The organism is Serratia proteamaculans (assembly GCF_946227095.1).
Classification (GTDB): domain Bacteria; phylum Pseudomonadota; class Gammaproteobacteria; order Enterobacterales; family Enterobacteriaceae; genus Serratia; species Serratia proteamaculans_E.
In genome coordinates, this window is the sequence record NZ_CAMISV010000001.1 from 157,361 (window position 1) to 169,463 (window position 12,103).

Here is a 12,103-nt window from a genome sequence, read left to right on the forward strand (position 1 = left end):
CGTTGCTTCGGGTTGGCATTATCCATATTAATGCTACGGGTTCAAGTTATTGACCTATGAATGGCTGATTTTGCAGAGAAATCTTATATTTCCGCCTACTTAACCTTCGGTCTGGGATTGCTTTCATCTGGTGATAATGACCCTTGGCCATTTTACGCCCCGTCTGCGGTGCGTTTATTGTTAGTTAAAGCGCTGGATGCCACTATAGCGCCTTCTGGGATCACCGTTTTCTGTTATGGATAACACTATGAAAGTCACCCCGCGCCGTTTGGCGTTTATCCTGGCCGGCGCCCTGCTGGTCATACTTGCCCTGGTGGCCGTTTTCTCTTTGCAAAGCCCCTCTCCGACCGCCTCGGTCACGGCACCGACTCGTCTGGGCGATATAGAAAATGCCGTACTGGCCACCGGCAAGCTTGATGCAATAGAGCGGGTCAACGTCGGGGCGCAGGTTTCCGGTCAGGTCAAATCCCTGAAGGTCAAACTGGGCGATCGGGTCACCAAGGGCCAGCCTATCGCCGACATCGACGATCTGCCGCAACGTAACGATCTGCGTAACGCCGAAGCGGCGCTGAACGTCGCCAAGGCCGATTTGCAGGCTAAACAGGCGCTATTGAAACAGGCCGAGTCCCGCTTTAAACGCCAGAAACGCATGTTGAGTGATGAGGCCGGCTCCCGCGAAGATTTTGAGGCGGCGGAAGCCACGCTCGCCACCACCCGCGCCGAACTGATCGCGTTAAATGCACGCATCGTGCAAGCACAAATTGAGGTCGACAAGAAAAAGGTCGACCTGAGTTACACCCGCATCCTGGCACCGATGGACGGCATCGTCATTGCGGTGATTACTCAACAAGGCCAAACGGTCAATGCCAACCAGAGCGCCCCCACCATCGTCAAACTGGCACGGTTGGACGTGATGACCATTAAGGCGCAGATTTCCGAAGCCGACATCACCCGCGTTTCGCAGGGGCAAAAAGCCTACTTCACCATTTTCTCCGAACCCGATAAACGTTACGACGCCACGCTGCGTACCGTCGAGCTGGCACCGGAATCAGTGATGAAAGACGATTCGATCTCCAGCGGCAGTTCATCCTCCGGTTCCGGTACCTCCAACGCTTCGGTGTATTACAACGCGCTGCTGGATGTGCCTAACCCGGATAACCGCTTGCGGATTGCCATGACGGCTCAGGTTTCATTACTGCTCGGTGAGGCAAAAAATGCGCTGTTAGTACCGATCCAGGCGGTGCATAAAACTGCAGATAAAAAACAGCAGGTGCAGGTGCTGACCGCGGATAACCGGTTGGAAATACGCGAGGTGAAAACCGGCATCACCAATAACGTCGATATCCAAATCCTGTCCGGGTTGAAGGTGGGTGAAAACGTAGTGCTGGTGCAGGAAAGTGCCAGGCCAAGCGAGGAAGGCCTCTCACTGTGAACACTATCATTGAGCTGAAAGGCATCGGCCGCACCTACACCAACAGCAGCCAGCCGTTGACCGTGTTGAAAAACATCAACCTGAGCATCGCGGCCGGGGAGTTGGTCGCTATCATTGGCGCTTCAGGCTCTGGCAAATCCACGCTGATGAATATCATCGGCTGCCTGGACGTGCCCAACCAGGGTGACTATTACATCAACGGCCAAAATGCGGCTCATCTGTCGCCGGATCAATTGGCCAGGCTGCGTCGTGAGCACATCGGTTTTATCTTCCAGCGTTATCATCTGATGCCGGATATCAGCGCGTTGGGCAACGTCGAAATCCCCGCAATTTACGCCAACAGCAAACGTGATCAACGCCGTCTGCGCGCAGCGCAACTGTTGGCCCGGCTGGGGCTGGAAGGCCGTGAACACCATAAACCTGGGCAGCTCTCCGGCGGCCAACAACAGCGTGTCAGTATCGCTCGTTCGTTAATCAACGGTGCTGAAATTATCCTGGCGGATGAGCCCACCGGCGCGCTGGACTCCCGATCCGGCCAGGAAGTGCTGGAGATCCTCAGCGAACTTAATCAGCGCGGCCATACCGTCGTGATTGTCACCCACGATATGAAGGTGGCGCAGCACGCCCAACGCATTATCGAACTGCAAGACGGCGAGATCGTCGCCGACAGCGGCCGTCAAACGACGGCCCCGTTGCCGAAGATGCAAAAGACCCCACCGGTGGCACAAGGCTACTGGCAGAGTCTGCTCGACCGGACCCGTGAATCGCTGCAAATGGCGCTGAAAGCCATGAACGCCCACCGCCTGCGCACCGCGCTGACCATGACCGGTATTATCTTCGGCATTGCTGCGGTCGTGACGGTGGTCGCGCTGGGCGAAGGCGCCAAACAACGCACGCTGGAGAGTATTAAAAGCCTGGGCACCAACGTGGTCAGTATCTACCCCGGCCGTGATTTCTTTGATGACGCCATCGACAGCATCCGTACCCTGGTGCCGGCGGATGCCGACGCACTGGCCAGTCAAAGCTTTGTCGACAGCGTCAGCCCTGAAGTTACTGCCTCAGACAGCATTCACTTTCGCAGCAAATCAGCCAACGCGTCGATCAGTGGGGTTGGACGCGATTATTTACGCGTTAACGGTTTCACGCTGGTGCAAGGTCGCAACTTCCGCGATGACCGTAATGCACTGCAGGAAGTGATCATTGACGAAAACGCCCGTCAGTCATTGTTCGGTGATTTCGGCGTAGAGCCGCTGGGCCAAATTGTGTTTCTTGGTGCCGTGCCGGCCCGGGTAATTGGTGTGGTGCAAAGCAACCAGGACTCGGCCCCCAATCGCATCAGAGTGTGGATGCCCTATAGCACCGTGATGTATCGCATGGTGGGCAAAACCACGCTGAGCAGCATCAGCGTCCGGTTGAAAGATGACGTCGCCAACGAAGCTGCCGTCGCCGCCATTAACCAGTTGCTGACCCAGCGCCACGGCGTTAAAGACTTTATGCTGTTCAACCTCGATAAATACCGTAAATCGATCGAGCACACCTCGATGACCCTCAGTCTGCTGATCCTGATGGTGGCCTCAATTTCTCTGATTATCGGCAGCCTTGGCGTGATGAACATCATGCTGGTCTCGGTGACCGAACGGACGCATGAAATTGGCGTCCGTATGGCTGTAGGCGCACGCCGCAGCGACATTATGCAGCAATTTATGATTGAGGCCGTACTGGTCTGCCTGATCGGCGGGGTGCTGGGCATTTTGCTGTCCTTCGCCGCCGGCTCGCTGTTTACCCTGCTGGCGGGCGGCATGCTCACCGCCATCTATTCCTGGCAGGCCGCCGCGGTGGCCTTCTTCTGCTCCACCTTAATCGGCATGATCTTCGGTTATCTCCCGGCCCGCAAAGCGGCGCGGATGGATCCGGTCGTTTCACTGGCCAGCGAGTAACTTATGAAAATTTTATCCCCCCTGGCGTTATGCCTCGCCGCCCTGCTCAGTACCGGCTGCGGCAACGCGCTGAAAAGCGAATATCAACCGGTGAAGGTAGACTACCCGACCCAGTGGCCAGACAGCAGCGATACCGCCGCCACACCGGTGCCCTTTGACTGGCACGATTTCCACGATCCCCAGCTGGATCGCTGGCTGCAACAGGTGTTGCTGGCCAATAACGATCTGGCCGCCGCTGCACTGCGCGTCTACCGCGCCCAGTTGACGGCACAGCGGGTCGATATCGGCACCGCGCCAAGCGTCAATGCTACGCTCAATAGCCAAGCCAACAATGCCCTTGCCAATTCATCACCCTGGAATAAAAGCAGCAGCGCCAACCTTGGTGTCAGTTACGAGGTCGATCTGTGGGGCAAACTGGCACGACAGCGTGACGCCGCAGAATGGGCCAGTCAGGCCACCCAACAGGATTTGCAAAGTGCGCGTTTGGCCTTACTCGCCAACGCCAGCAAAAATTACTGGCGCCTTGGCTTTATCAACCAACGGATAAGCGTCAGTCAGCAAAATATCGCTTACTCCCGACAGACCTTACAGTTGGTCAATGCCCGCTACCGCGCCGGCAGCATCTCTTCACTGGACGTGGTGGATGCCGAGCAGAATCTGATCAATCAGGAAAGCAGCCATCTGGCGCTGCTGCGTGAGCGCCAGCAGGCATTGAACGAACAGACGGTGTTACTGGGCGCACCGCCGGGCAATGCGCTGGTGGAACCCGGTGGTTTGCCGACCGGTCCGCTGCCACAAATCAACGCCGGTATCCCAGCCAGCGTGCTACGCCACCGCCCGGATATCAGCGCCAAAGAGCTGCGGTTGCGTGAAGCATTGGCCAACGTCGATGTGAAACGCACTCAGTACTATCCGGCCTTTAGCCTGACCGGTTCATTGGGAAGCAGCAGTAGCGCATTGCTGGAATTCCTGCGCAATCCGTTGGCCTCGGTGGGGGCCGGGCTGTCGCTGCCGTTCCTTGAGTGGCGACAAATGGACGTCGAGATTAAAATCGCCCGCAGCGACTACGATCTGCAGGTGCTGGAATTCAAACAGGCGCTGTATAAAGCTATGGCCGATGTGGACGATGCCCTGTCGTTGCGTACTCAACTGATGGCACAGGAAAAACACTTGCAGGCCTCGTTGGCGTTGGCACGCAAATCTGAGCGGTTAAATGAGAGCCGTTACCGGCAAGGTGCAGTCCCTATCACCTTCTGGTTGGATGCACAAAACCGTCGTCGCCAGGCGGAGTTGGCACTGGATGAAAACCGCTTTAACCAATACCAGAATCTGGCCCAACTCTATTTAGAATTTGGCGGCTCCCCACAATAATTCATCGGCCTGACGTCTGCATCAGGCCTTTTTCTTCGGTCGAAAAATGCATTAATTTTGCCGTTTTTTGCTGCAGTTGTTCCTATACTTAACCCATCCCTCACCAGCCAAAAAACCATCAATGCGCACAATAGTTAATCTATTTATGCGCTAAATCGGTGCAAATTCATAAGATAAACTGCTAAATTTGATCGCCGTCAGATATAACGTTAAGCTATAGATGCAAAAAAATTAGTCACCTAAATGACATATTCCCGGTGAAAATTGAAACATTACGTGATTCGCATCACACAAAAAATGGCAATGGTGGATCTCTGCGCATATCGCTTAGATTAACCAAACTGATAACTGGGCAGAAGGATCGCGAATTCACGTACGACTAAAATTGATTAAGGGATGATTATATGAAGTTAAGAAAAAAACGACTTAAGCCGATGCTGATTAATGACATCACCATTATTGACGACAGCAAACTGAAAAAGGCGATCACCGCGGCTGCATTGGGCAACGCGATGGAATGGTTCGACTTTGGTGTTTACGGCTTTGTCGCCTACGCCCTTGGGCAAGTCTTTTTCCCTGGCGCCACTCCCGGCGTACAGATGATTGCCGCACTGGCAACCTTTTCCGTTCCCTTCCTGGTGCGCCCATTAGGCGGCATCTTCTTTGGTTCAATGGGCGATAAGTTCGGTCGACAGAAAGTCCTTTCTATCACCATTATTATTATGGCGGTGAGCACCTTCTGTATCGGTCTGATCCCTTCTTATGCGTCAATCGGCATTTGGGCACCGGTGCTGCTGCTGGTAGCCAAACTGGCTCAGGGCTTCTCGGTCGGTGGTGAATACTCCGGTGCGGCAATCTTTGTCGCCGAATACTCACCGGACCGAAAGCGCGGCTTTATGGGCAGCTGGCTTGATTTCGGCTCGATTGCCGGCTTCGTGTTGGGTGCCGGCGTCGTGGTGCTGATTTCCAGCATCGTCGGTGAGGCTAACTTCCTCGACTGGGGCTGGCGTATTCCGTTCTTTATTGCCGCACCTTTAGGCCTGATCGGTCTGTACCTGCGTCATGCGCTGGAAGAAACCCCGGCGTTCCAGCAGCACGTGGAAAAGATGGAGAAAGAAGACCGCAACGCCATCGAAAATCCGCCAAAGACCTCGTTCAAAGAGATTGCGGCCAAGCACTGGAGAAGCCTGTTGGTGTGTGTTGGTATCGTGATTTCCACCAACGTGACCTATTACATGTTGCTGACCTACATGCCGAGCTACCTGTCGCATAACCTGCACTACTCGGAAGATCACGGTGTCCTGATCATTATCGCCGTCATGATCGGCATGCTGTTTGTGCAACCGGTCATCGGCCTGACCAGTGACCGTATCGGCCGTAAGCCGTTTATTATTGGCGGCAGTATCGGCCTGCTGGCGCTGGCTATTCCGTGCTTTATTTTGATCAACAGTAATGTGATCGGCCTGATCTTCGTTGGCCTGTTGGTGCTGGCGGTGCTGTTGAACTGCTTCACCGGCGTCATGGCTTCGATCCTGCCGGCGATGTTCCCGACACACATTCGTTACAGTGCGTTGGCGATTTCGTTTAACATTTCGGTACTGGTTGCCGGCGCAACACCCACGGTAGCCGCCTGGTTGGTCGAATCCTCCGGGAACCTGTATATGCCGGCCTACTACCTGATGGTCGTCGCCGTGATCGGTTTGATCACTGGCCTGTACATGAAGGAAACCGCCAATAAGCCGCTGCGTGGTGCTACCCCGGCCGCCTCGGACCGCTCGGAAGCCAAAGAGCTGCTGCAGGAAAACTACGATAACATCGAACAGAAAGTCGATGACATCAACGAGCAGATTTCCGAGTTGGAAAAGAAAAAACAGACGTTGATCGACCAGCACCCAAAACTGGACTAAACAACGTTCTGAAGACAAGCCACCTGCGGGTGGCTTTTTTGTTACAGCAACATCCCTTTTGACTCGGTTTATGCCAATAATAGGCGGTGTAACAATGGAGGGGGGGTCAATGAATCAGTTTCAGGAAATGGCCACTTATATTGCTGTGGTCGAAGCCACCAATATTAGTGCCGCCGCCAGACGGCTGGGCACCACAAAGTCGGTAGTCAGCAGAAGGATCCAGCAGCTAGAAAGCCGTTTGGGGATTGTGCTGTTCGAGCGCGGCAAACAACTCGGGCTAACCGATGCCGGGCAGACATTTTATCACCGCTCAGTGCAACTGTTAGCCGATCTTGCACAGACAGAGGAGGCTGTGCGCACGGAACACACCAGCCTGCATGGTCGACTGCGGCTGACGGCGCCGATGGCCTTCAGTGTTCACTATCTGGCTCCGCTGTTGTCCGAATTCATGTTGCAATACCCACTTGTGCAGTTGGACGCCGAATACAGTGATAGCTATGCCAACCTGCATCAGGAAAATTATGACATCGCCATCCGCATAGGGCCGTTGCCCGATTCCGAACTGGTCGCTCAACGCATCTGCACCAATCGCCATCTGATATGTGCCAGCCCCGCCTATCTGGCGCGACGCGGCACGCCCACCGATCCCAACCAGCTTTATCAACACGATGGGCTGTTGTATATCCAGCGCGAACCGAACGGCATGCTACAGTTGCCGGTCAACGGTCACATCCAGTCTTTCCGTATTGGCAGACGGCTGCGAACTGACAACGCCTTCCACCTGCTGGCGGCGGCCAAGGCTGGACTGGGTCTGGCTATTTTACCGGCTTTTATGGCCGTTGATGCCGTCGCTGCCGGCGATCTGCAAATCGTGCTTCCTGCCTGCTCTCCTGACGGCGGCGATATTTCCGCCGTATACCGCCAGTCGAAACGCGCCTCACCGAAAATTCAAGCATTGACCAGGTTTCTCAGTGAGCACATAGGCCAGCCTCCGCGTTGGGAGCTGGCAATCCTCCCCTATTTGCAAGCGGGTTAGAACGTTCGCAAAAAACGAATGCGCCATTCGAATTTCCCCATCTTGTTGCGTTTTCAGGTATGTCTTAGTCTGCAGGTCGGGCAACTATCGCCCGCACTGGAGATAACGTCATGACAGATCTTTCTCGTCGCCAACTGATTTCCAAAACGCTGGTGGTTTCCGCCGTAGCGGCCATAGGCTCATCTGCATCATTTTCCGTGTCGGCAGCGCAGACCATCAGCAACAAACCCACCAACGGAAGAAAATCTCATCCGGATGTGCTGATTGTCGGTGGCGGTTCCGCCGGTGCGGTAATGGCTGCACGTCTGAGCGAAAACGATGCTCGACAGGTCATGCTGATTGAGGCCGGACACAGCTATGCCCCTTACGATTATCCACGCATTATTTCGGATAGCGATACCTTGGGTGCGAACTGCAATCCTGAATTTGAATGGGGCTATAAAACCGAGCCAGGTTATGTAACGCACCCGATTGGTGCTATCCGTGGCAAGGTGTTGGGGGGCAGCTCCGGGGTCAACGGTGCCGTAGCGATACGCGCCCGACCGGAAGACTTCAAACGTTGGGATCTCCCTGGCTGGAGCTACCAGGACCTGCTGCCCTCCTTCAAAAAATTGGAATCCCGCCACGGTGTCTATGACTCAGCGATTCATGGCGACAGCGGGCCATTTCCGGTAGTGCAGTTAACTCTTGATGATATTACGCCGATGCAGCGTGCTTTTGTAGCGGCGACGCGCGCCAATGGTTACCAGGCGGTTAGCGACTTCGATGGCCCGCAGGCTAACGGTGTCGGTCCCTACCCAATGAATATCGTCAACGGAGTGCGAATCAATACAGGGATAGCCTATCTGGACGAGAAAGTCCGCGCCCGCGCAAATTTGACAGTTCACGCAGATACGCTGGTCGATCGGGTACTGTTCGACGGCAAACGAGCTATCGGTATCCGCCTGGTCAATGGTGATGAGATCCATGCCAACGAGGTGATCCTTTCCGCCGGTACTTACGGTAGCGCAGCCATTTTGATGCGGTCTGGCATTGCCCCATCAGAGCAGTCCAAACGACTGGGTATCCCAATAGTGGCGGACCTGCCAGTGGGAGAAAACCTGGTCGATCACCCATTCTATTACAATGCCTACGCCGCCAATCCCGACGCCATTGGTGCACAAACCCCCGTGATTGGTGCCAAGCTGTGGACTCACAGCAGCCAGGCCGAGCCGGGGGAACTGGATCTGCATATCACCGCTACGCATTTATTCCCTCATGACCAAAGCCCGACCAAGGTTGGTTTCGTGCTGGCGGTGGCTTTGACTCGCCCACAGTCTACGGGACGTATCTGGTTGGAAAGCCGCGATCCGTCAGTTGCCCCCAAAATAGATCTCAACTTTTTGGCCCAAGAACACGATCGTACACGGCTGTTGGAGGGGATCAGGTTAGCGCGAAAAATCGGCCAAACCGCACCGCTCTCCGATCTGATACACAGCGAACTGGCTCCGGCGGCGGACAGCGATGAGGCAATTTTGGCATCGATCAAGGCAACACTGGATACCTATCATCACCCGACGTCTTCAGCGCCAATGGGCCTTATCGACGAACCTCACGCAGTTGTGGATCTGCAGGGTCGGGTGCATGGCGTTCAAGGTCTTCGGGTGGTGGATGCGTCCATTTTCCCAGACGTGCCTTCGGTCGCCACTAACGTCACCACCATTGCCACAGCCGAACACATCGCGCGTCGTTATACCGAAACTGAGTCAACTTAAACGGGAGGATAAACACCAGTCCCATTATCATGCCGTCTGTTGCCGGCTTATTATTCGACGTGCCGTGGGTTAATCAACGAGGTCAATACGTGATCTTGCCAGCGGCCGGCAATTTTAAGATAGGATTTCGCGTAACCTTCTTTCTCAAACCCCAGCCGCAACAGCAGCTTTTCACTGCGGGCATTAGTCGGAATATAAGCGGCCATAATGCGATGCAGATCCAATTCAACCAACATGTAATCCAGGGCCGTAGTGAGCGCCCGGGTCATTATCCCCTTGCCTTGATGCCGGGCAGCCATTGAATACCCCAGATGGCAGGCTTGAAAGGGACCACGAGCTATATTGGAGAAGTTGCAGGCACCCAACATCTCCGTACCGGTGCCATTGATAATGCCAAACTGATAAGCCACGCCTTGCTCGGCATCCCGCTGCGCATGCCATAACCGCTGGTGAATCACCTCCGCACTGTAAAAATCTGCAGGTCGCTTCGGCTCCCAGGGCGAAAGGTGCTGCTGGTTCTCCTGGAAGTAACGATGAACAATGTCCGTATTTTCGTCCGTCAGGATCTTAAGGCACAGATCATCCCCGCCCGTCATAGTTAACGCTTTCATCACCATCCTCCTGATTCACTGAACCGACACAATAGCGCAACGGTTCCTCCCCCGGAGAACATTTTTGCATGCCGAACTGTAGTCACAGTAGCCAGATATTTTATCCCCGGGGCGTTTGATGCTAGGCTGGGAACCTTGTTAACCCATTGAAGACGATAGCCAATGAGTAAAATGGATTTACCGGTTGTGATTGGGGTGGCCGTCATGATTGCCGTCTGGATAGGCGCAATGTTTAACATCGGTGATATCACCCCCAGCCTGGCACGCATCTTCCACTGGATAGAAAGCCTTCGCTAACCTACTTTACCGCCCGCTTTAGCCAAAAAAAAACCGCCTTGCGGCGGTTAGTCATCCTGTCATGGGCTCAGTTAACCTGACACCAGTTATGCTGTTTCACAATGCCGCCGTCCGGTGAGGTATAGCCGATGCAGCCGAGAATACTGTCGAACAGCTTCTCATGGAAAACCGGCGTTTTTGCCTGCTGTAGCGCTTTCAACTGCTTAAAGGCCGCCTGATGATCCGGTTGGCTGAGAAACTTGTCAGATGCCCAGACCATGATCGGAACGGTGCGCTGCGCTTTTGGTGCATGGTCACGCGGGGTGCCGTGAAAATGCATATTTTCCGAGATCGACTCACCGTGATCGGAAGCGTAGAACACGATGGCATTACGATTACGCAACTGATTGAAAACCTGCTCAAGGACATAATCGGTATACAGCAGGCTGTTGTCGTAAGAGTTAACCATGGATTCCGTAGAGCAAGTGTCGTCAATACCCTGACATTCCGGCTGGTAGCGCGCGAAAGCACGAGGGTAGCGCTCGGTGTACATATAGTGCGAGCCTTTGGTATGCAGGATCACCAAGTGCTTGCCCTGCGGGTGACGATCTAACGAATCCCGCAACTCATCAATCAGCGCAATATCATCCACAGGTTTGCCGGCATTGCGTTTTTCCGCCTGAATACTTTCTCTGAGCGCATAATCATCCGCCTGGGTTTTGTTATAAAACCAGGCTTCGCTCTGCATCGAGAACAACTCTGAGGAAAAACCCTGCTTTTTCAGCACTGAGAACACGTTCATTTCCTTCAGCGTCCGCTCGGGTTCTTCCGACGCACCGCCTTCTCGCACGAACATGCAACGTAGCGAGAGTTTGGTCGAGGTGTCGCAGGAATACCCTTCCAGCACCGCAAGATTGGCCTCCTTATCCAGATTTGGCGTGTTGTCGCGCTGGTAGCCGTAAATGCCCATATGGTCGCGTCTGGCGCTTTCGCCGATCACAAACACCACATACAGATCATTCACGTCTTTTGGTGCTTGATAGGTAAAATGTGCCGCCGGATCAAACAGATTACGGCTGTCTTCTGCCTGGCTGTATGAGCTGTAGGTCAACAAACCCAGCGCCGAGAGCCAGTTGGACGGTGAATAACTGCCAGCCACCACCCCACCATAGCTGGCCATCATTTGATTATTATCCCGATCGTGGCGATCCTGCACCTGGCCCATTAGCTTCAGTGGTAACCAACACAACAGTGCAGCGCTCAGCATCACGCCCCCTTTCTTGAACCAAGCCAGGTGATTACCGCGCTTATAACTGGCCTCATGCATCGGCGTCAGCCAAATCAGCAGCAACGGCAACAGACTCACCAGCACTACCCACACGCCAAAATGCCAGCCTACCGATTCCCTGGACAAGTCAACGTCGGTGGTCATCACCGCAGCCAGAATGCCGTAGCCAATATCAACGTGGAATAACACCATGTAGTAGCTGGCGGCAACCGAGCTCAATACCAATAGCGAAGCCAAAATACGAAACAGCCTGCGCCCCAAGAACGAGATCAATAGCGTGATGAAACACACCAGGCAGAAGGCGGCGACCACTTCAATGCCGATCGACAATAAATTGTCATAATGAAGTTGCTGATAACGGCGGTAAAATATGGGGATATTGAGCAACACACCGAGATAGAAAGCGATAAAGAAAGAGACCTGTAACTGAGTCCAGCGTCGGAACTTCTGCATTATTGATACCATTCTTGCCAAAGTGAATTCATAACCGT

General features: G+C 54.2%; 10 protein-coding genes. 8 read left to right on the forward strand and 2 right to left on the reverse strand.

The features are described from left to right. Positions 1–60 precede the first annotated feature (60 nt). The 7 genes from OC597_RS00935 (at position 61) to OC597_RS00965 (ending at position 9,437) form a co-directional block, all read left to right on the forward strand. A complete protein-coding gene (locus OC597_RS00935) occupies positions 61–243 on the forward strand; it encodes a hypothetical protein (RefSeq protein ID WP_261284220.1) in 183 nt (60 codons plus the stop codon). A gap of 4 nt (positions 244–247) precedes the next feature. Continuing rightward, positions 248–1,432, forward strand: a complete 1,185-nt coding sequence (gene etsA, locus OC597_RS00940; protein ID WP_262207039.1) for a macrolide efflux RND transporter periplasmic adaptor subunit EtsA — start codon at positions 248–250, stop codon at positions 1,430–1,432. Continuing rightward, on the forward strand, positions 1,429–3,369 hold the full coding sequence (locus OC597_RS00945; protein ID WP_261424422.1) for a MacB family efflux pump subunit: 1,941 nt from the start codon (positions 1,429–1,431) through the stop codon (positions 3,367–3,369). Before etsA ends, OC597_RS00945 begins: the two co-directional genes overlap by 4 nt. A 3-nt stretch (positions 3,370–3,372) precedes the next feature. Continuing rightward, positions 3,373–4,740, forward strand: coding sequence for a macrolide efflux RND transporter outer membrane subunit EtsC (gene etsC / locus OC597_RS00950; RefSeq protein ID WP_262207040.1), 1,368 nt, complete (start codon positions 3,373–3,375; stop codon positions 4,738–4,740). 404 nt (positions 4,741–5,144) lie between these two features. After that, the gene (gene proP, locus OC597_RS00955) at positions 5,145–6,647 is read left to right on the forward strand and encodes a glycine betaine/L-proline transporter ProP (protein ID WP_261253669.1); all 1,503 of its coding nucleotides are present in this window, start codon (positions 5,145–5,147) and stop codon (positions 6,645–6,647) included. A gap of 109 nt (positions 6,648–6,756) precedes the next feature. After that, the gene (locus OC597_RS00960) at positions 6,757–7,683 is read left to right on the forward strand and encodes a LysR family transcriptional regulator (protein WP_261253668.1); all 927 of its coding nucleotides are present in this window, start codon (positions 6,757–6,759) and stop codon (positions 7,681–7,683) included. A gap of 110 nt (positions 7,684–7,793) precedes the next feature. Next, positions 7,794–9,437 (forward strand): GMC family oxidoreductase, encoded by a 1,644-nt coding sequence (locus OC597_RS00965; RefSeq protein WP_262207041.1) that lies wholly within the window; start codon positions 7,794–7,796, stop codon positions 9,435–9,437. 50 nt (positions 9,438–9,487) lie between these two features. On the opposite strand, the gene OC597_RS00970 is transcribed toward OC597_RS00965, so the two are convergent. After that, positions 9,488–10,048, reverse strand: a complete 561-nt coding sequence (locus tag OC597_RS00970; RefSeq protein WP_261284215.1) for a GNAT family N-acetyltransferase — start codon at positions 10,046–10,048, stop codon at positions 9,488–9,490. Positions 10,049–10,219: 171 nt separating this feature from the next. Here OC597_RS00970 and OC597_RS00975 point away from each other — a divergent pair, with 171 nt between their 5' ends. Next, positions 10,220–10,345 carry a hypothetical protein gene (locus OC597_RS00975; RefSeq protein WP_255408973.1) on the forward strand — a complete coding sequence of 42 codons (126 nt, stop codon included), beginning with the start codon at positions 10,220–10,222 and terminating at the stop codon, positions 10,343–10,345. 67 nt (positions 10,346–10,412) lie between these two features. Here the strand turns inward: OC597_RS00975 and eptB are convergent, their stop codons facing one another. Then, positions 10,413–12,065: a kdo(2)-lipid A phosphoethanolamine 7''-transferase gene (gene eptB / locus OC597_RS00980; protein ID WP_262207043.1), complete on the reverse strand. Its 1,653-nt coding sequence runs from the start codon at positions 12,063–12,065 to the stop codon at positions 10,413–10,415. Between the last annotated feature and the right edge of the window lie 38 nt (positions 12,066–12,103).

Coding starts and splice junctions, on each gene's coding strand:
- OC597_RS00935 (WP_261284220.1), top strand. CDS start 61: ATGGCTGATTTTGCAGAGAAATCTTATATTTCCGCCTACTTAACCTTC.
- proP (WP_261253669.1), top strand. CDS start 5,145: ATGAAGTTAAGAAAAAAACGACTTAAGCCGATGCTGATTAATGACATC.
- OC597_RS00965 (WP_262207041.1), top strand. CDS start 7,794: ATGACAGATCTTTCTCGTCGCCAACTGATTTCCAAAACGCTGGTGGTT.
- OC597_RS00975 (WP_255408973.1), top strand. CDS start 10,220: ATGGATTTACCGGTTGTGATTGGGGTGGCCGTCATGATTGCCGTCTGG.
- eptB (WP_262207043.1), bottom strand. CDS start 12,065: ATGCAGAAGTTCCGACGCTGGACTCAGTTACAGGTCTCTTTCTTTATC.
- OC597_RS00960 (WP_261253668.1), top strand. CDS start 6,757: ATGAATCAGTTTCAGGAAATGGCCACTTATATTGCTGTGGTCGAAGCC.
- etsC (WP_262207040.1), top strand. CDS start 3,373: ATGAAAATTTTATCCCCCCTGGCGTTATGCCTCGCCGCCCTGCTCAGT.
- OC597_RS00970 (WP_261284215.1), bottom strand. CDS start 10,048: ATGAAAGCGTTAACTATGACGGGCGGGGATGATCTGTGCCTTAAGATC.
- etsA (WP_262207039.1), top strand. CDS start 248: ATGAAAGTCACCCCGCGCCGTTTGGCGTTTATCCTGGCCGGCGCCCTG.